Origin of the sequence: Helicobacter pullorum NCTC 12824, from assembly GCF_017979475.1 — a bacterium.
GTDB lineage: Bacteria > Campylobacterota > Campylobacteria > Campylobacterales > Helicobacteraceae > Helicobacter_D > Helicobacter_D pullorum.
The window spans coordinates 232,300-251,455 of the sequence record NZ_JAERIT010000002.1 but is presented as its reverse complement, the minus strand read 5'-3'; the positions used below and the strand labels follow the sequence as shown (position 1 = coordinate 251,455).

The window sequence follows — 19,156 nt, the reverse complement described above, 5'->3', positions numbered from 1 at the left end:
TGCAGCTGTGAAAGCACAACTAGCAGCCAAAAAACAAGAAAGAAGCAGTTACAAAACACAAGTTGCAAACATTATCGCTGATATTGAAAAGCTCAAAAACACCGATTTGGCAAATCTAATCAAAGAAGTTGATGGCTATGTAACAACCATTAATGGCATAAGAGATGGTTTCAAAAAAGATCCTCTTAATATCAATCAAGCTCAAGAGATTGCGGTTATGGGAAATGGAGCTAATGGAAGCTTTACTTACTATGGTGTTGAAACTAAGGTACAAAATGATATTCAAGATAATATTAATGTTCCTCTTCCTATAGATTCAATTCCACTTATTCCATTAGAGCCATCTAAACCGATAGATCCAACACCTAATCCAAATCCTAATCCGGATCCAAACCCAGATCCTAATCCAAATCCTAATCCGGATCCTAATCCGGATCCAAATCCTAATCCAAATCCTAATCCAGATCCAAACCCAGATCCTAATCCTAATCCAGATCCAACACCAAATCCAGATCCAAGCGATCCTGACAATGGCGGTGGCGACAATGGAAACAATGGCGGCGATAATGGAGACAATGGCTATGAAGGTGATGATACCGTCAATAATAATGGTGGATATGATGCAAGATTAGCTTATCTCAACTACAAAAGAGAAGTTTTAGAATTACCTGCTGAAGAAGAAACAAGTATTGAGATTAATGAAGGCAGGGAAAAAGGTAGATTATGTATTGTAAGTGATAATGCTAAGACAAATAATCCTTGTATGGCGATTACTTATTAATATTATTTAGCTTAGGTTAATCCTAGGCTAAAGATTCTAAAAAGAGTTAAATTAATCAATGGAGTTTGATTGCTTTGATTCTTTTTAGAATCTTGAAAGAAATTCAATGCTTTTGAATAGTCTTTTGGGATTCTAAAATACTTTAGGAGGTGAAAGCAAGGAAGCAAAAATCTTAGAACAAATATATATTTTAAAAGAGTGTAAATCAAGAGATTATAGTTTCCTTATCCGAACTAAATATACCTCCAAAGAAGTTTTTGACATTTTGCTTCTTTGGGGGGAAATGTGGTTTCTCAATAGGGCAAACTTCAAAATTTAGCTACTATAAACTCAATATAATTCAAGGCTTGTAAGCTTTATGTGCCTGTAAATAAAATCTTAAATCTGCAAAACATTAAATAAAATTAGCAAAAGATATTTAGGAATCATTGCTTTGTTTTCTATAGGACTTTATGGAATAAAAACAAATTTTTTATTAGCCTTGTTAATCTTTATTTGTTTTTTTGGAATAAATTGTTAGGTTGTGCTTGAAAATAGCAAGTATTTCTATGGAGTCATCATTGATTGAAAAGGGAATTATATATCCTTTAAAAATCAAATCCCTTATGTTTTCTTTATTAATAGTTTTGTTTTTACGATACCTATAAGGCATTATGGGTATTTTATGAATTTGGGTTTTCACCTGCTGTATGAAAGCAAAAGCCCTATCTTTGCTATCTAATGAGATATAATCTGCTATATTTTTTAAGTCATTTAAAAATTCATCGGAATAGCGAATTACCACTGATAGCCTTTTTGTTTGAGTTCTTTGGCAAATTCTAATTCAGAATAAAGTTTTAATTCCTTGTTTTCAAGTTTATTGACTATATTTTTTAATCTTATGTTATCTGTTTGACTTAAATCGCTTTGCAGGGCTTCAATCATATCATTATCAAGTTCTACCACATTGATTTTTTCTCCAAAAAGCTCTTTTAAAGAGTTCATCATTTCATCTGTCAAAGTAAAGCTGTTTTGAGCTTGAAGCATAATTGCATTTGTCATTTTTGCCACCTATATTGAAGATTAAAGCATTACACTTTTATGGATTTATTATATTATAAAACAAATAAAATTCACTATCAAAAATAATAATCGCAAATTATTCTATAATTTTATTCATTCAAACAAGTAGGCTAGTCTTGAGCTACCAAAGGCTTTTTAAAATATTTTTGCTTTATTTTGAGAGGCTTTATTGAAGCAACACTCTTTTACACAAAATATGCAAAAAGATTGCTATTTTAAAATAAAAAAGTTTAGTGAAGTGGTGTAAAAAACATTATGCTATTTGGAAAAATCTCCGAATCTTTTGGTAGATAATGTATAAATTGATCGATGAATTGTTTGTTTAAAAAGATTTCTCCGCTAATAATAATGCCTTTTGTATTGTAGTTTTCTTCCATATCTCGACTTAAATTTGCAAAAAATTCAGCAAAAGAATCCAAAATACCAAAACATAATAATTCTTTTTCAACTCCGGCAAGTTTGAAGCTCATTACAGAACGCAAAGTGCGTAAAGTATCGAGGTAGATTTTGCCTTCTTCGTTTTTTTCTAATCTAAAGTCAATCCGCGGTCCTTTGCTGCCGAGGAATTGTGAGGCACATTGCAAAACTGCTTTTGTAGAATCTTTTAGGGTATTGGCTTGCAAATCTAGCAAGATTCCGCACATTCCGATAAGATCTAAGAGATTGGTCGAGGGTTTAGAATCTGTGGGTAAGGTTTCTAGCTGTTTGATGAGTTCGCAGTTGGCATTGGCGAAGTTTTTTAGCAAAGATTGTGTGGTGGAATTGAGCGTTTTTAGGGTGTTTAAAATCAGGTGAAAATTTGTTTCAAATTTAAATTCAATAGGGGTTTTAAAGCTTCCATTGAAATATACCATAAAATGCGTTGAATCTTCGCCCAAATAGAGGGCATTGAGGCTTTTTAGATTTTCTTCTTGTATGGTTTGTAGGAAGGATTCTAATTCTGGGTGGGGTGTATTGGGAGCTTTTTGTGCTGTGTGCTGCAAAATCAAAGAGTTTTTAGCCACGGTTATAGTGAGGGGGGATTTTTCTTCTTTTATGAAGTAGCAAATTCCATTTTGGATTTTTTCTCTAGGCTCTAAAAGATATAATCCGCTATAAGATTCTAAAAACTTAGTAAGAAGCAATAAAATAGGATCAAAAGGCAAAATGCAAGGGACTTCATCTAAACAAAAAAAGTCTTTAAGGATTGCTTTTGGCTTGAGGTGGATAATGGGCTTTTCGAGTGTGGCTAGAGCTTGACTTTCTTCATTGGAGATTCTAAAGATAGATTGTGCGTTGTTTAGACAAAAAGGCATAAAGAGGTAGGGGGTATTGATTTTTGTGGGATTCTTTTCGTCTAATAAAAGCAATTCTTTTTTGCCAAAAATGGTTTTAATAAAAATACTTTTTCCCTCTTTTAATAACTGACTTAAAAAGCTTAAAGATTCTTGTAGGTCTTTTGCGTGTTTGAGGGGGAGTTTTTGATTGTCTTTTAAAAGGGTGATTTTTTCTAGTTTGAAATCGATGAAATTCTGCCATAGATTGCAAAAATTTGGGGATTGCTTGTGTGTGATTTCTTGTAATTCTATGGGTGTTAGAAAGTTTGAAATTTCGTTATTTGTGGAAATTTTGTTATTTTGTGAGAGATTTTCTAAGATACGCAATTCCTTAAAAGCCCATTGCAGTGAGAGCGGAAGGCTTTGGGAGAGGTGGTTTGTGAAGTCTAAAAGCTTTTGTTGCTCCCCTTGTAATTCTAATGTAAAGTTTTTGGTATTGTTTTGTATCGCTTGTGCTTCTAAGAGAAATGATTTTGCACTCCAAAAGAGATTTTTAAGAAAAAAGTTTTTGATTGTATTTGGGGATTGTAGATTGTGAATCAAAGAAAAATCTAATGCGACAAACAAATTAAAAGCCTTTGTAAGAAAGATGAGCGATTTCTTGTAAATCTCGATTGTCTTTTTTGTGAGTTTGAATGCCAAACTCGTGGAGATACTTTATAGCTTGTGCTTCCATAGTTTTAGCTGCTTTTAGTATTTCTTGTGATAATTCAAATGTTGGGTCACTACCGATGATAAATGGTTTTACGCCTAAGATTTTTGTAGGAGGTAAATCACCTAACATTTCAATCATTTTTAGAGTTTGGAGCATTTCTACTTCGTGGGCACTTCCAGCCCAAGTAATATTGTTTGGAATCGCACTAAAGTCAAAAAAATAAATATCCCCTATTTGTGCATTATCTGCATCGATGCAATCAAGGATTAAAACTCTATCATAATTTGTGATAATAGGGATTAAGTGCTGTGCCATAGTCCCTCCATCGACAATATCGACTTCGTGTTCGCCCTCAAAAGAATAATTGAGCTTTAAGAGGTTGGAGAGATGCACTCCAATCCCTTCATCTCCAAAAAGAATATTTCCAATACCAAGAATGAGAATTTTCAAATGTATTCCTAGTGTTGTTCGTCTTTTTCGAATTTTAAACCGCTGATGATAGTATCAATACCAGAACCGGGGAATTTTACTGCATTCCAGCTTGCCATATAAATATGGATAGGAATAAAAATAATAAACGCCCAAGTTAAGATATGATGGACTAAACGCACATTAGCAATTCCTCCAAAAAGCACTTCAAGAGGTCTAGTAAAACTCATAATAAAACCTCCAAGCCCTTCATGATAAACATGAGCATAAAGGATAAGACCTGTGAGGGAAATAGCAATGATTAAGAGCATTAAACCTATATAAGTTGCTAGTTGTAATGGATTGTATGCACCTTTGTTGTGTGGATGTCCGCCTAATAATAAATAGGTTTTGAGAATCTTTATCCAAATAATAGGGTTAATAAAATCCAAAAAAGAGCGGCGTTCCATTTGACATTCTTTTGCAAATATAAAAAGATAGATTCTAAAAATAGAAACTGCAATCAATGCAAATCCGATGATAACATGCCAGATTCTTGAGAGTGAATAGACATCATATTGTGGATTAGCAGATAAAAATGGATAAGCAAGATAAAAGCCAGTAGCAATTAGAGCAAAGATTGCAAATGCTCTAATCCAGTGAAATATTCTTGTCAATCCTGAAAATTCATAGACGGGTTTGTATTTTGTTTCCATAATTTCTCCCTTAGATATTGCAACCTATGGCGATTGGATCAATTTTGTATTGTCCGATTTCATTTCCTTTGGTATCCATTAGATGAACTGCACAAGCAATGCAAGGGTCAAAAGAATGGATAGTGCGGATAATTTCTAATGGTTGAGTAAGATCTTGGATTTTTGTCCCTACCAAAGAAGCTTCATAAGGTCCCATTTGATTTTTAGAATCTTTTGGTCCTGCATTCCAAGTGCTAGGCACAACAGCTTGATAATTAGAAACAACGCCATCTTTGATTCTCACCCAGTGGCTTAGCATACCGCGTGGCACATTTCCGATATAGCGTCCTTTGTATTCTTTATTGCTATCGATTTTGTAAGGAGCGCAAGTGGTTTGATCCCCTGTTTTGAGATTTTCTACTAGAGAGTTGAAAGCTTCAATCCCATAATCTGCGGAGAGTTTGCATTCTAATAATCTTGCAGCGGTTCTTCCTAAAGTGGTAAAGAGTGCTTCAATAGGCAATCCTGTATCTTTTAGGAATTGTGTAGCAATTTTTGTAATGCGTGGATTTTTGGCTGCAAGTCCGACAACAATTGCAGCTAGTGGTCCAACTTCCATTGGTTCTCCATTGTAGCGAGGAGATTTAATCCAGCTATATTTGCCTTCGAGATTCAAAGCTTTTGTTTTGATAGGAGTGCCATCTGGTCCGATAGTATCTGCATCAACGAAACCTGTGTAGTTAGGAGTTGTGTCGCCTTCATAAGGGTGAAGTGCTTTGTCATTTTGATACCATGAATGTGTGGCTTCTTCTGTGATTAAATCTTCATTGATCTCAAAGAGTTTTGAAATATCTCCATTGCGGACAATACCGCTACTATAAAGTGTTTCATTGTGATTGACGGGGATCTCTGCATAACTCATAAAGTTTTTTACTCCACAACCTTTTAAAACACTTGGTTCATTTTTATAAACTTCTGCTGCCATAACAACATCTGCATAGTAGGCACGATTGATGAAATCTGATACTTCTTTGTATTTTGTGAGCCAATCTCCCAATCTTGATGGGTCTAAAATATCTGCAACACAAGTTACTCCGCCGACAGTTAGGCTTTGTGGGTGTGGTTGTTTTGCACCAAAGATTGCCATCATTTCTGCAGCCACTCTTTGCACTTCAAGTGCTTTTAGATAGTGTGAAAGCACAATTAGGTTTTGTTCTGGTGAGAAGCGATAAGTCTTGTGTCCCCAATATGCGTTTGCAAAAGGTCCTAAACCTTGCTTAGAGCTAGCAAATTTCGCTACTTTTTCTTGCACTGCTTTTAGCTCATCTGCCCCTGTTGCAATTGGATTTTTTACATATTTAAAGGCAAGTTCGGAAGCTTTTTTGGGGTCTGCTTTTAGCGCTTGTGTGATATCGCACCAATCAAGCCCATGCAAGTGATAGAAATGCACCAAATGATCATGTAAAACTAGAGAAACATTCATCAAAGATCTTACCATTTGCGCATTAAAAGGCACTTTGATACCTAGTGCATCTTCTACTGCGGTTATCCCTGCTTTGTAGTGTGAATAGGTGCAAACTCCACAGATTCTTTGCACCATAAAGCCTACATCTCGTGGATCGCGGTTTTTTACGATAACTTCAATTCCTCTCCATAAAGTCGAGCTAGAATAAGCATCAGTAATTACATTGTTTTCATCTACAATGACTTCAATTCTTAAATGTCCTTCAATTCTAGTGATTGGATCAACAATAATTCTTTTTGTCATCTATTCCCCTTTATTATTTTTTCTAATGCCAGATAAGATTGCGTGTGCTGCCATACCAATTGCTGCAACTCCTAACAATGTGATTCCTATATTGTCCGCAGTTCTATCTTGACCGCTAAAGAAAGGGACATCATAGATTTTGTTTCCGAGTGGTTCTTCAAATGGTCCCATAGTATCCCAAAAATTTGGTTCGCTACAACCAATACAACCATGCCCTGCTTGAATCGGCCAGCTTGTGTGGGAATTAAATCTTAGTTTTGAGCAGTTGTTGAAAGTATAAGGTCCTTTGCAGCCAACTTTGTAGAGGCAATATCCATTTTTTGCGCCTTCATCACCAAAAGTTTGCACAAATTCTCCCGCATCAAAATGTCCTCTTCTTTCGCATAAATCGTGGATTCTAAGTCCATAAGCCCATTTTGGACGATTGAAGGCATCAAGACTAGGTAATGTGCCAAAAAGAATAAAGTGAATAACATTTCCAACGATATTTTTCTCGCTAGGAGGGCAACCTGGGACATTGATAACAGGTTTATTTGTAACAGCACTTAAAGGTTTAGCAGCTGTTGGATTTGGATTTGCAGCTTGGATTCCACCAAAGCTAGAACAGGTGCCAATTGCAAAGATTGCTGCAGCATGCTCGCTAGCTTCTTTTGCATTTTCTAAACCGGTTTTGCCATGAGCACCGATTGTTAGATATTGTCCTTCTAATGCAGTGGGGACACCGCCTTCTACCATTAATACATAGCGTCCTTTGTATTTTTCAATGGCATCTTCTAAATTTTGCTCTGCTTGAAAACCAGAGGCAGCCATAATGGTTTCATGGTATTCAAGTGAAATATAATCAAAAATCAAACTCGCAATACCCGGTCCATCACTTCTAAGCAAGCTTTCACTACAACCTGTACATTCTGCTAAGTGCAACCAAATCACAGGCAATCTATCTGCAACTTCAGCAGCTTTTGCAGTAAGTGGTGTGAAGCTCGCAGGGAGAGATAACATAGCAGTCATTGCACCTGCCCATTTCATAAAATCTCTTCTTGAGATACCATTTTCTTTTAGCATTTTTTTGATGCTATTTCCCTTTTTTAAAGCAGGAAATTTATTGATTTCTTTAAGCCTTTCTTGTGCTTTTTGGAGTAGGACTTGTTCTCTTTCCATTTTCATCCTTTTTAAAAAATAGTTAAAAATAAAATATTTTTAACTCTCGATAAGAAGATGTGAAGAAAGCCATTTATTTTAAGTTTAAAGAAAAAATGACTTTTTACAAGCTTATTCTACCATTTTCAAGGTTAAAAATATTTTATTTAATAAAATTATTTTTGATTGCTGTTTTGTTGCGAGTTAGAATTGTTTTGAAGAAAGCTGCGTTCTTGGTTGTCTATATCAACTAGCCAGTAAAATTGCGAAGTTTGGTTTGAAGCAAGTTTGATAGTGGCGATTTGATAGTTTTGTCTTTCTTCAATTGATTCTACTTGACCTACTAAAATATTGGGATAAAAAATCTCATCATAACCGCTTGTATAGATATTATCCCCCACTTGAATTTTTGGATACAAAGGAATGTAATCTATAATAAAACCTTTGTTTGGGTCGTATTTTGCAATACCTGGCGATTTGTTGGGACCTACAATAACGCTATAACTGCATTTTTCATCACCATTTAAAAATCCTATGAATCTACCATTTGAGAGTGTGGCGATTCCTGCAACTTGATTATTGTGGATAAGCCCAAAAATAACATTTTTTGTTTTTGTGATGGTTTCTTGATGATCAACCTCTAGCCAGATTTTTGTATAATCATTGATATTGACATGAGAGATTGTGCGGACAAGGTGAAAATTAGGCAGATTTAAATCTAAATTGGAGTGAATAGAATGGAGTAGCTCATTGTGCTGATTGGTTAGAAAATCAAATGAATATTGAATGCTTTCTTTGTTTTTTAGCTCATTGGTCAAATGCTTGATTTGTTCAGCTTGATTGAAATGCCTTGTGATAGCATTGATAATATTGTTGTTTAGGTTTAAAATACCTATTTTGATGCTATCACTTAAAAAAAGGACTTTGGTGTGTATTTCTTTGGAGACTTGCATTGAAAGGAATAAAGCAATAGTGATAAAGATAATCCAAAGAAAGAGTTTTTTCATTCATCACTCATAAGATAATTGCTGAAGAATATCAATCTCTTCTAATGCTTTTCCTGTCCCTTTTGCAACGCATAAAAGAGGCTCTTCACCTACATAAACAGGTAGTTTTACGATTTCTGAAAGATATTTATCTAAACCTCTTATGAGTGCCCCTCCGCCTGTGAGGACAATCCCATTTTCTACAATATCACCTGCTAAATCTGGTGGCATTTGCTCTAAGACATCTTTGAGGGCATTTGAAATTTCTTTGAGAGGTTCTTTGATGGCTTCTCTAACATCCTCACTTGTAAGTTCAATGGTATTTAATAATCCACTCACTTGATCGCGTCCTTTGACTTGCATAGAAAGTGGCTCATCAAGGCTAATGGCAGAACCGATTTGAATTTTAATAATCTCTCCTGTCCTCTCTCCGATGAGTAAGCTATATTTGCGTCTTATATAATCAACTATTGCATTATCTAGTTTATCACCAGCAGTTCTAAGAGATTTTGAGATAACTAAGCCACCTAATGAGATTACTCCAATCTCTGTGGTCCCTCCGCCAATATCTACTACTAAGCTTCCTTTAGGCTCTTTTACAGGGAGTCCAGCACCAATAGCTGCTGCCATAGGCTCTTCAATCAAAAACACTTCCCTTGCTCCTGCACTAATAGCAGATTCTCTAACTGCTTTGCGTTCTACGCCTGTTAAACCATAAGGCACACAAACAATGATTCTTGGACGCATAAGAGCTTTTCTGCGATGTGCTTTTTCGATGAAGTGGCGAATCATTTTTTCTGTCATATCAAAATCCGCAATTACTCCATCTTTCATGGGGCGGACAGCCAAAATACTGCCGGGAGTTTTTCCTACCATTTCTTTTGCTTCATGACCAACCGCTAAGATTTTATTTTTCCCATATTTGTCATTTCTTACAGCAACTACTGAAGGTTCATTGATAATAACACCTTGCCCTTTGACGATAACAATTGTATTTGCAGTTCCTAAGTCTATTGAAATATCGTGTGAAAACCAACCAATTATTCTATCTAATAACATTTTTCTCCTCTTTTGATGAATTAGGCACTTTTCTTGCCATTTTTCTTTTGCTTGATGAGTAAAGGTTTTTCTTTTTTAGAAACGGTTTCTTTTGTAATGATTACTTCATAACCTTTTAATTCTGGTAACTCATACATAATATCTAGCATAATTTCTTCCATAATAGAACGCAAACCTCTTGCCCCTGTTTTTCTTTGGATAGCAAGCTCAGCAATCGCCTCTAATGCTTCAGGCTGGAAAGTCAAAACTACACCATCAAGTGCAAAAAGCTGTTTATATTGTTTGGTGAGTGCATTTTTGGGTTTTTGTAGGATATTTACCATTGCTTCTTTGGTGATTTTTTCTAAAGTAGCAATCATATGCAAACGACCGATTAATTCGGGTATTAATCCAAAGCTAACCAAATCATCAGGTTCTACTTTTTCTAAAAGGTTGTGTGAATTTACTTTAGTGTTTTTTTGGTGGTGGAATCCTAGAGTGTTTCCTCCGATTCTTCTTTCTATGATTTCTTCTAATCCATCAAAGGCACCACCACAGATAAATAAAATATCTTTGGTATTGATTTGAATAAAGTCTTGATTTGGGTGTTTTCTACCCCCTTTTGGAGGTATATTTACCACACTTCCTTCAATAATCTTTAAAAGAGCTTGTTGCACTCCTTCACCTGAAACATCTCTCGTGATAGAGCGATTTTCTGAAAGTCTTGAAATTTTGTCGATTTCATCAATAAATACAATTCCTTTTTCTGCTCTTTGCACATTTCCATTAGCTTCTTGTAAGAGGCGAGTTAGGATATTCTCGACATCCTCTCCTACATATCCTGCTTCTGTTAGACTAGTTGCATCACAAATTGCAATAGGAATATTAAGTGATTTTGCTAAGGTTTGTGCCATAAGGGTTTTTCCGCTTCCTGTTGGACCAATGAGTAAAATATTAGATTTAGAAATTTCTGTATCTTCTTCTTGCGGGTTTTGCAAGATTCTTTTGTAGTGATTATAAACTGCGACGCTAAAAACCTTTTTGGCTTTTTCTTGCCCAATAACATACTCATCAAGAATTGCTTTTAATTCTTTTGGGGGCATAATTTTGAAATCTTCTTCTGGTTGTGAATCTATTTCCTCGGGCAAATGAGGTTCATTGCCAAAAAGTAAGCTATAAGAGGCAATAATGCAGTTTTTGCAGATACAGACATTATTCCCTGTAATGAGAGGATTTTTGGGTGATTCTTTGGATTTGCAAAAATTGCAGATTCGCTCGCTCATAGACTTTTCCTTATAAATGGGATTCCTCTTGTGGATTGCAAAATAAAGTTACACATTTTCATAACATTTTCATCAGTGGGGGTTTCATCTAAAATTTCTTGTGCTATCTCTCGGATAGGGCGATTCCCTAAAAATAAACGCTTATAGGCATTATGAATCTTATCAACTTGATGGTGTTCGAAATTTTTTCTTAAGCGATGGAGATTGAGACCTCGGATTACAGCACGATTTCCTTCTGCCATACAAAAAGGGGGAATATCTTGAGAAAGGGCACTAGCCCCCGCAATCATAGCATAATCGCCGATTTTTACAAATTGATGAATTGGAGTTAGACCGCCGATATTAATATAATCTCCCATAATGATATGCCCTCCAAGTGTCGCACCATTAGCCAAAATACAATTATTGCCGATGATGCAGTCATGGGCAACATGGACATAAGCCATTAAGAGATTGTTGCTGCCTATGATAGTTTTACTCCCTCCGCCTTCTGTTCCGGGATTTATCATTGTAAATTCTCGGATTTTATTATTATCACCAAAAATGAGTTCGTTTGGTTCGCCATGGTACTTAAGATCTTGCGGATTTGTCCCTAGGGTTGCATTAGGATAAATTTCATTGCTTTTGCCTAAAGTTGTATTGCCAAGAATGGTAACATGATTATAAATTTTTGTATTATCTCCGATTTTAACATTTTTGCCAATTACACAATAATGCCCAATTTCAACATTTTCACCTATGGTTGCCCCTTCTTCTATAATAGCACTAGGGGCGATAATGGCACTTTTTGCAATACTCACTTAATTTCCCTTTTCTTTGGTTTTATCGACAATCATTGCTTTGAGTTCAGCTTCTGCGACAAGCTTTTCATTGACATAAGCATAGCCTTGTAATACCCAAATGCCACCTTTTTGTTTTACTACTTCTAATTTATAGACTAAAGTATCTCCGGGTGTAACGGGATTTCTAAACTTGGCTTTATCAATACTCATAAAATAAACAATTTTATCACCATTGTTGCTAGAATCTTCTCCAAACATACTAATAAAAGCTAGCACTCCCCCTGCTTGAGCCATTCCCTCAATGATATAAACTCCCGGATAAATGGGCTGTATCGGAAAGTGTCCATTGAAAATTTCTTCATTAATGGTAATGTTTTTGTATGCTTCAATGCTTTGATTAGGGGTAATAGCTGTGATTCTATCCACTAATAATAAAGGGTAGCGGTGAGGTAGAATCTCGCGTATTTTTTGCACATCATAAATCATAAAAATTCCTTTTATTGTTGAATGGGTATTGTAACATATATTTGAAGGTTTTTCTCATAATGCCATTTTGCCCGGATTTAAAATATTATTTGGATCAAAGGCTTTTTTGATTGTCCTAAATAGCTCCATTTCTTCTTGTGTAAAGGCAAGTTCCATAAAGGGTGCTTTAGAAAGCCCAATGCCATGTTCTCCACTCAAAGTGCCTCCAAGTTCGACGGTAATTTTAAAAATCTCTTCGATAGCCTTATGCCCCTTTTCTACTTCTTCTGGTTTAGAGCCATCTACCATTACATTTGTATGCACATTTCCATCGCCTGTATGCCCAAAGCATGGGATTACAACGCTATATTTTTTGGAGACTTCTTGGATTCTTTCAAGTAATTCTGGAAGTTTTGAGCGAGGGACAGTAATATCTTCATTGAGTTTTTTGCTACCATAAATTGTAATACTTGGGCTAGCATTTTTCCTTGCAAACCAAAGATTTGCTGCTTCTTGTTCGTTATTTGCTTGGATAAAATCACTCGCACCATTTTCATAAAATTTTTCTTTTATTTTTGATATCTGAAAATCTATCTCTTCGGGTAGATTTCCATCAACTTCTGTAATAAGAATCGCACCTGCTTGGATTGGCAAACCTTTGTGGAATTTTTCTTCTACTGCTCTTATGCTAAGATTGTCTAAAAACTCCATAGCAACCGGTGTTATACCGCTTGCCATTGTTTTATACACAGCATTCATTGCCGATTGAATACTTGGAAAAACTCCCATTGCGCTTTGTTTGTATTTTGGCTTGCTTAGTAATTTTAGAGTAATTTCTGTAATCACTGCCAAAGTCCCTTCACTAGCAATAAGAATCCCAGCAATATTGTATCCTGCGACATCTTTGATAGTTTTTTTGCCTGCACGGATTATATCTCCATTAGGCAAAACCGCACGCAATGCCATTACAAAATCTTTGGTGATTCCATATTTTGCTGCACGCATTCCACCGGCATTTTCGCTGACATTACCGCCTAAGGTTGAGTAATGTTCGCTTGCAGGATCGGGTGGATAAAATAAACCTACAGCTTCCACCGCTTTTTGGAGCTGCATATTAACAACTCCGGGTTGCACTCTAGCAACCATATTTTCCATATCGATTTCTAAAATCTTGTTCATATATTTTTCAAGTGCCAAAACAACACCACCATTAACCGCTAAAGCTCCGCCAGTAAATCCACTTCCAGCACCACGAGGGACAATAGGAATCTTATGGGTATTGCAGTATTTTAGAATTTGGCTGACTTCTTGCTCGTTATGGGGAAAAACAACACATTCGGGATACTTTCTTTCTTTGGTTGCATCATAGCAATATGCACTTAAATGTGCTTTATCATTATAACAATCTTCACTACCAACAATTTTTCTTAAATCTTGAATATTTTGTTCAGTCATTTAGAGGAAATCCTTAGAAAATATCTTTAATGCTTTGTGTAAAATAATTTGTGATTCTACCAAAGAAAGTCGCATCTTCATCTTTGATTTCTCCCTTGAGTAGAGCATCAAAATAAATGTAATAATCTTGAGTTCTCTTGTCATTGATAAGGTAGAAAAACCATTCTTGATTTGTAGAGCCAATCCGCGAGAAGAAAGGCAACATTCTCTCTTCAATAGGTGCTCTTCCTGTGATATAGTCTTTTTTGATAAGGCTGAAAGTTTGGCAATCTAATGCCTGTCCTTCATTGAGATTGACGATATAAACAACTCCTGTGGCATATTGAGCGCATATTTTTCTAAAGTCTCCTTTAACCGGAGCTGTATGCCCTATATCCATTAAATAAGCTGCAAATAAATCTGGGTGCAACCAAGTAACATCGGGGTAAGCGTTTCTTACTTTTTCATAAATATCTTGTGTTGGTGCAATCAAAAAGGCTCTGTCATTAAAGCTTCTAAAAACCACTTCATCATTTTTTTGAGGTTTTAATAGTGGGGTTGGAAATGCAGATTGTTCTAATCCCACAAAAGGTTCAAAAGCAATTTTGGCTCGATTATCTTTGACTTCTACTACAGCTGCCATTGCGACAATTCCGGAATGTTCTTTGTCAAACCAACGAATAATCTCTCCACTTTCGCCAACCTTTAAATCAAAAGCCGGAACATAGGCAAAATGCTCCGAATCTGTATCTAACTCTATAATAGGGACAATAAGTTTATTACCAAAAGGTGAGGCAAATGCTATGGAACTAAAAAATAAAATGCAAATAAAAAGCTTAAGTTTTAGATATTTCATTTTGTGGAAAACCTTTTCTCTCTTTTTCTCTAACAAGAATTGATAGAGCCTTTAAAGATTTATATTGTTTAAAATTACAAGATTTAATTATACATTAAAATTTCTTAAAATTTTGGCATACTTTGCAAAATTTTAAGTTTAGATTGCTACTTGGCGTTCTTAAATATAGTTTGATTTTTGGATAAATATAAAATAAAAAATTGTGTTTTTTGGTAACAAAAATTAAAGTTTTTTTATTAAAAAATAACTTTATGTTATAAAATTAAGTTTATAGCAATAATTTTTTTGATAGTATTTCGTCCGTTTTGCAAAAATATTATGTTTTGCAATCCGAGTTTTGAAAATTTGTAGAAGGAGAAAATATGGAGTTTTTAGAACTTCTTATGGTTTTAATTGCAATGATTTTAATCATTAAAAAACCAGAAAAAGAAAAATTGGCTTTTAATCTTGTAATGATTTCGTGGGTAATTATGATTGTGCTTTATGTATCGCATAAGGCGGGTGGAATCCTTACTAATATGAATCTGTAAAAGGCTTGTAAAATGAATGAAAATGCAAAAGTAAAGAATTTTTACACATTAATGTGTTTAGCGGGCTTATTGATTGTTTTATTGCCTGTAGGTATTGCAAATGTTGTGTTTGGATATATGTTAGGTGATAGTCCTTGTACTTTATGTTGGGGACAAAGAGAAGCGATGATTTACATTGGGGTTATGGCTTTATTTATCGTTCGCTATGGTATGAAAGGTAAATATATAGCTGCAATTTTGATTATGGCTGCATTTGGATTGTATCAATCTTTTGCACAATATGGAATGCACGCAATGCGTGATTTGGACCAAGGATTTGGTTTAGCAGTATTTGGACTCCATACTTATTTTTGGGCAGAAGTTGTATTCTGGGCAGTTGTATTGTTGCTTGGTGTGATTTTTGCGTTTGCTCCAAAATTTGGTGAATTTGATGTGGAAATGGCTGGAAAAAAATTTAGAGAATGGACTAAGCTTTCTTTTGCTTCTGTGGTAATTGTAACTTTGATTATTGCTTCTAATGTTTTCCAAGCTTTTGTAAGCACTGGTATTCCGCCATATGCAGGACAAGGAGACCCAGTAAGATTTAGTTTAAATCCTAAATATATCATTTGGAGTACAGATTATTGGAATGGCAAATTTAGTAGTTTTTCATTCTTAGGGCCAAGAGATGTGAAAGCTCCTGATTATGCTTTTGCTCCAGCAAGTTCAAAACTTGGAATCACATTTGATAATAATAGTGCTAATGCACCTTTAAATGTAGATAAAACTCTCAAAATTACAGGAGAGCAAAAAATCGATTTTGCACAACCTATTAATACTTTAAGTTATATACGCGGCGAATATCTTGTAAGCTCTAAATACGATGTAGCTGTAATGGATGATAATTTTGCGGTAAAATCTAGTTTCAAACTCGATCCTTATTTCTCTGCAACTATTGATCCGATTATTGGAATTATTCCTTATATGGAAGATAAGTATCTTTTGATGGGGTCTAATAAATCTTTCTTGAGATTTAAACAAAATCCAAATGCTGATGATGCTAAACAATATGCAGACTTTATCGAAGGTGCGGATAAATTTGAAGGACAAGGAGAAGGTTTAGGAAGAGGGCGTTTGGATACTGTGAGGTCTAAATTCTTCCATGTAGCAAGTATGGCAACAGATGGAAAATATTTCTATTTGGCTACAACTCCAAACAATAAAAATGCTAAAACTTTTGTAATTAGCAAATATTTATTGAGCGATAGAACATTATCAGGAGAATTTACTCCACAAGCAGAACTTAAAGAAGGTAAAACTTTGGGTGATCTTTATGTAACTTCTATGGTTTATTACAATGGCGAGCTTTATGCACTAAGTAAAAATCATAATGTAATTATTGTGATTGATCCAAAGTCAGAAAAAGTTACTCAAACTATTAGTTACCCAGAAACTATTAAAAATGCAAGAAGTTTGCTTATTGATGAAGCTGGAAATATGAAGATTCAAAGCTATCAAGATGGAGCAAATATCCTTTATACATTGCAATAATTTTAAATTAAAGAATCCTTTATGGGGATTCTTTAAAGAATACCTTTTGTTTTTAGCTACTTAAAATTCTTTCTATCATAATCTTCGCAAATCCTTTGTAAATATCGTTTTGGTCAATTTATTAAAATTAAAAATAATTTTGCTATACTTAGAGTTTGATTATAATCCAAAAAAGAGAAATTTATGCAGCTTAAAATTTATGATAGTGTCCAGAAAGAAAAAGTAGATTTTATCCCTATTAATCCTCCAGAAGTGCGACTTTATGTGTGTGGTCCAACGGTGTATGATGATTCTCATTTGGGGCATGCAAGAAGCGCGATTGTTTTTGATTTATTAAGAAGAGTTTTGAGGGAAAATGGCTATAAAGTGTATTTTGCAAAAAATTTTACGGATATTGATGACAAAATTATCAATAAATCGCTCCAAACAGGTTTAAGCATCACAGAGATTACAAAAACTTATATACAAAAATACCTTGATGAAATGGAAGCTTTGGGGGTTGAGAGAGCGGATATTGAGCCAAAAGCCACAGAGAGTTTAGAGAGCATTTGTGAAATGATTCAAGAATTGCTTGACAAAGGGTTTGCATACCAAACGCCTAATGGAGATATTTATCTTTCTGTTGCTAAAGATTCTAAATATGGCTCTTTAAGTGGGAGAGTTGCTGAGTTGGAATTGCAAAGTAGAATCCACAATAGTGAGCAAAAAAAAGATTCCAAAGATTTTGCGTTGTGGAAAAGTTATAAGGGAATAGGGGATATTGGCTATGAATCGCCTTTTGGCAAAGGGCGTCCGGGGTGGCATATTGAATGTTCGGCTATGATTAAAAAGCATTTGGCATATAGTGGGCAGTATGCTATTGATATCCATGGAGGTGGAGCGGATTTGCTTTTCCCTCATCATGAAAATGAGGCTTCACAAACGCGTTGTGCAGAAAATCAAACTATCGCAAAGTATTGGATTCATAATGGTTTTGTAACTATTAATGGTGAAAAAATGGCAAAGTCTTTGGGGAATAGCTTTTTTATTAAAGATGCTCTCAAAAACTATGATGGAGAGATTTTGCGATTTTATCTGTTGGGGACGCATTATCGTGCAGGGTTGAATTTTGCTGAAGAAGATTTATTGAGTGCCAAAAAGCGGTTGGATAGAATCTACCGCATAAAAAAGCGTATTTATCCTATACAAGAAGCAGATGAAAGCCAGTGTAAAGAATTTAAAGAAGCCATTTTGGAAGCTTTAAATGATGATTTAAATATTTCAAAGGCTTTAAGTGTGGTTGATGAATTTATTAATAAAGCTAATGAGTTTTTAGATAAAAAACAAAAAGATAAAATCTCAAGTATAGCTGGATTTTTGGCTATATTAGAGCGGCTTTTGGGTGTGGGAGGCAAGAATCCTTTTGAATATTTTCAGCTTGGTGTGAGTGAAGAGCAAAAGCAAGAAATAGAGAATCTTATCGCACAAAGAACAGAAGCTAAGAAGCAAAAAGATTTTGCAAAAGCAGATGAGATTCGTGAAAGATTGCATTCTATGGGAATTGAGATTATGGATTTGCCAACAAAAAGTGTATGGGAGAAAGTGTAAGGGTGGATAAAATAAGCTTTATTAGTATTTTTGGGATAGCCTTAGTTGGAGGATTTGGACACTGCATAGGAATGTGTGGCGGGATTGTGTTGGCATATTGTGGGAAATTGGGAGCGAGTTTTCAAAACAATAAAATCCATCTATTATTCTATCACTTGCTTTATAATCTTGGGCGTATTAGTACTTATATAGTGCTTGGTGTGATTGTTGGAATTTTGGGAAGTATGTTTGTTATGGATAGTTTTTTGCGTGGCTGTCTTTTTGTATTTGCGGGTATAGCAATGGTGCTAGCAGGATTATCTCTTTTTGGTAAAATCAAATTTCTTACATATTTGGAACATTCTTTGCAAAATACTCAATGGTATCAAAAGAGTTTTCGGAAATTTTTGGATATTAAGAATCCTTGGAGTTTATATTTGCTTGGGGTTTTAAATGGTTTATTGCCCTGTGGTTTTGTGTATGCTTTTTTGTTTGCAGCAGCAGGGTTTGCAAATCCGCTTATAGGGGGAGCTGTAATGGCGGTTTTTGGACTTGGCACTATCCCTGCATTAGTGCTTGTTGCTTTGTTGGCAAATACTTTATTTTCTAAACAATTATTTAGAAAAATAGCGATGAATCTTGCTGCTTTGGCTATTATTGTTTTTGGGGTATTGATGATTCAAAAGGGTATAAAATTTCTACAAAATCCAGAAATGGGCGGTAAAATGCATATGCAAATCTCTATTGAACAAGGGAATGAAAATTAGAAATATTGAATGTGTGAAATTTATAGATTATAACATTATAATAAAAGTGAAAAAATTTAGTTTATTATTAAGGCAAAATTGCATACTATACAAAAAA

The 19,156-nt window shown here is 34.9% G+C and carries 18 protein-coding genes and 1 pseudogene; 5 read left to right on the top strand and 14 right to left on the bottom strand.

From position 1 onward, the window contains the following. Nucleotides 1–781, top strand: a pseudogene (locus JJQ98_RS02640) (hypothetical protein); the annotation flags it as partial. A gap of 484 nt (nt 782–1,265) precedes the next feature. Here the strand turns inward: JJQ98_RS02640 and JJQ98_RS02635 are convergent. The 14 genes from JJQ98_RS02635 to JJQ98_RS02570 form a co-directional block, all read right to left on the bottom strand. Continuing rightward, entirely contained in the window at nt 1,266–1,565 is a 300-nt protein-coding gene (locus JJQ98_RS02635) for a type II toxin-antitoxin system RelE/ParE family toxin (RefSeq protein ID WP_005020537.1), read from the bottom strand. Next, complete coding sequence (locus JJQ98_RS02630) at nt 1,559–1,822, bottom strand: hypothetical protein (RefSeq protein ID WP_040499513.1); 264 nt, start codon at nt 1,820–1,822, stop codon at nt 1,559–1,561. The genes JJQ98_RS02635 and JJQ98_RS02630 overlap by 7 nt, the downstream gene beginning before the upstream one ends. 251 nt (nt 1,823–2,073) lie before the next feature. Next, nucleotides 2,074–3,726, bottom strand: coding sequence for a protein hydE (locus JJQ98_RS02625; RefSeq protein WP_247596654.1), 1,653 nt, complete (start codon nt 3,724–3,726; stop codon nt 2,074–2,076). Between the two features lies 1 nt (nt 3,727). Further along, the gene (locus tag JJQ98_RS02620; RefSeq protein WP_005020540.1) at nt 3,728–4,264 is read right to left on the bottom strand and encodes a HyaD/HybD family hydrogenase maturation endopeptidase; all 537 of its coding nucleotides are present in this window, start codon (nt 4,262–4,264) and stop codon (nt 3,728–3,730) included. Between the two features lie 8 nt (nt 4,265–4,272). Then, nucleotides 4,273–4,938 carry a Ni/Fe-hydrogenase, b-type cytochrome subunit gene (gene cybH, locus JJQ98_RS02615; RefSeq protein WP_005020542.1) on the bottom strand — a complete coding sequence of 222 codons (666 nt, stop codon included), beginning with the start codon at nt 4,936–4,938 and terminating at the stop codon, nt 4,273–4,275. Nucleotides 4,939–4,948: 10 nt separating this feature from the next. Next, nucleotides 4,949–6,685, bottom strand: coding sequence for a nickel-dependent hydrogenase large subunit (locus tag JJQ98_RS02610; protein ID WP_005020543.1), 1,737 nt, complete (start codon nt 6,683–6,685; stop codon nt 4,949–4,951). Next, nucleotides 6,686–7,843 carry a hydrogenase small subunit gene (locus tag JJQ98_RS02605; protein WP_151104733.1) on the bottom strand — a complete coding sequence of 386 codons (1,158 nt, stop codon included), beginning with the start codon at nt 7,841–7,843 and terminating at the stop codon, nt 6,686–6,688. Between the two features lie 155 nt (nt 7,844–7,998). After that, nucleotides 7,999–8,829 carry a rod shape-determining protein MreC gene (gene mreC, locus JJQ98_RS02600; RefSeq protein ID WP_077247093.1) on the bottom strand — a complete coding sequence of 277 codons (831 nt, stop codon included), beginning with the start codon at nt 8,827–8,829 and terminating at the stop codon, nt 7,999–8,001. Between the two features lie 3 nt (nt 8,830–8,832). Then, nucleotides 8,833–9,867, bottom strand: a complete 1,035-nt coding sequence (locus JJQ98_RS02595; RefSeq protein ID WP_005020546.1) for a rod shape-determining protein — start codon at nt 9,865–9,867, stop codon at nt 8,833–8,835. Nucleotides 9,868–9,887: 20 nt separating this feature from the next. Next, nucleotides 9,888–11,129 carry an ATP-dependent Clp protease ATP-binding subunit ClpX gene (clpX, locus tag JJQ98_RS02590; RefSeq protein WP_005020547.1) on the bottom strand — a complete coding sequence of 414 codons (1,242 nt, stop codon included), beginning with the start codon at nt 11,127–11,129 and terminating at the stop codon, nt 9,888–9,890. Further along, nucleotides 11,126–11,929 (bottom strand): acyl-ACP--UDP-N-acetylglucosamine O-acyltransferase, encoded by an 804-nt coding sequence (gene lpxA / locus JJQ98_RS02585; protein ID WP_151104732.1) that lies wholly within the window; start codon nt 11,927–11,929, stop codon nt 11,126–11,128. The genes clpX and lpxA overlap by 4 nt, the downstream gene beginning before the upstream one ends. Continuing rightward, nucleotides 11,930–12,397 (bottom strand): 3-hydroxyacyl-ACP dehydratase FabZ, encoded by a 468-nt coding sequence (gene fabZ, locus JJQ98_RS02580; protein WP_005020549.1) that lies wholly within the window; start codon nt 12,395–12,397, stop codon nt 11,930–11,932. A gap of 54 nt (nt 12,398–12,451) precedes the next feature. Beyond that, nucleotides 12,452–13,831 (bottom strand): glycolate oxidase subunit GlcD, encoded by a 1,380-nt coding sequence (glcD, locus tag JJQ98_RS02575; RefSeq protein ID WP_151104731.1) that lies wholly within the window; start codon nt 13,829–13,831, stop codon nt 12,452–12,454. A 13-nt stretch (nt 13,832–13,844) separates the two neighbouring features. Then, nucleotides 13,845–14,666, bottom strand: a complete 822-nt coding sequence (locus tag JJQ98_RS02570; RefSeq protein ID WP_054194742.1) for a plasminogen-binding N-terminal domain-containing protein — start codon at nt 14,664–14,666, stop codon at nt 13,845–13,847. Nucleotides 14,667–15,028: 362 nt separating this feature from the next. Between JJQ98_RS02570 and dba the strand changes: the two genes are divergently transcribed. The 4 genes from dba to JJQ98_RS02550 all read left to right on the top strand — a co-directional run bounded on the left by dba (nt 15,029) and on the right by JJQ98_RS02550 (nt 19,059). Further along, nucleotides 15,029–15,196 carry a disulfide bond formation protein Dba gene (gene dba, locus JJQ98_RS02565; protein WP_005020553.1) on the top strand — a complete coding sequence of 56 codons (168 nt, stop codon included), beginning with the start codon at nt 15,029–15,031 and terminating at the stop codon, nt 15,194–15,196. A 12-nt stretch (nt 15,197–15,208) separates the two neighbouring features. Further along, nucleotides 15,209–16,726: a disulfide bond formation protein DsbI gene (gene dsbI / locus JJQ98_RS02560; RefSeq protein WP_151104730.1), complete on the top strand. Its 1,518-nt coding sequence runs from the start codon at nt 15,209–15,211 to the stop codon at nt 16,724–16,726. Nucleotides 16,727–16,909: 183 nt separating this feature from the next. Further along, entirely contained in the window at nt 16,910–18,313 is a 1,404-nt protein-coding gene (gene cysS / locus JJQ98_RS02555; protein ID WP_104745922.1) for a cysteine--tRNA ligase, read from the top strand. After that, nucleotides 18,298–19,059, top strand: coding sequence for a sulfite exporter TauE/SafE family protein (locus JJQ98_RS02550; RefSeq protein ID WP_151104729.1), 762 nt, complete (start codon nt 18,298–18,300; stop codon nt 19,057–19,059). Before cysS ends, JJQ98_RS02550 begins: the two co-directional genes overlap by 16 nt. Nucleotides 19,060–19,156: the final 97 nt, after the last annotated feature.

Coding starts and splice junctions, on each gene's coding strand:
- JJQ98_RS02630 (WP_040499513.1), bottom strand. CDS start 1,822: ATGACAAATGCAATTATGCTTCAAGCTCAAAACAGCTTTACTTTGACA.
- cybH (WP_005020542.1), bottom strand. CDS start 4,938: ATGGAAACAAAATACAAACCCGTCTATGAATTTTCAGGATTGACAAGA.
- JJQ98_RS02610 (WP_005020543.1), bottom strand. CDS start 6,685: ATGACAAAAAGAATTATTGTTGATCCAATCACTAGAATTGAAGGACAT.
- JJQ98_RS02605 (WP_151104733.1), bottom strand. CDS start 7,843: ATGGAAAGAGAACAAGTCCTACTCCAAAAAGCACAAGAAAGGCTTAAA.
- mreC (WP_077247093.1), bottom strand. CDS start 8,829: ATGAAAAAACTCTTTCTTTGGATTATCTTTATCACTATTGCTTTATTC.
- JJQ98_RS02595 (WP_005020546.1), bottom strand. CDS start 9,867: ATGTTATTAGATAGAATAATTGGTTGGTTTTCACACGATATTTCAATA.
- clpX (WP_005020547.1), bottom strand. CDS start 11,129: ATGAGCGAGCGAATCTGCAATTTTTGCAAATCCAAAGAATCACCCAAA.
- fabZ (WP_005020549.1), bottom strand. CDS start 12,397: ATGATTTATGATGTGCAAAAAATACGCGAGATTCTACCTCACCGCTAC.
- glcD (WP_151104731.1), bottom strand. CDS start 13,831: ATGACTGAACAAAATATTCAAGATTTAAGAAAAATTGTTGGTAGTGAA.
- JJQ98_RS02570 (WP_054194742.1), bottom strand. CDS start 14,666: ATGAAATATCTAAAACTTAAGCTTTTTATTTGCATTTTATTTTTTAGT.
- dba (WP_005020553.1), top strand. CDS start 15,029: ATGGAGTTTTTAGAACTTCTTATGGTTTTAATTGCAATGATTTTAATC.
- dsbI (WP_151104730.1), top strand. CDS start 15,209: ATGAATGAAAATGCAAAAGTAAAGAATTTTTACACATTAATGTGTTTA.
- cysS (WP_104745922.1), top strand. CDS start 16,910: ATGCAGCTTAAAATTTATGATAGTGTCCAGAAAGAAAAAGTAGATTTT.
- JJQ98_RS02550 (WP_151104729.1), top strand. CDS start 18,298: ATGGGAGAAAGTGTAAGGGTGGATAAAATAAGCTTTATTAGTATTTTT.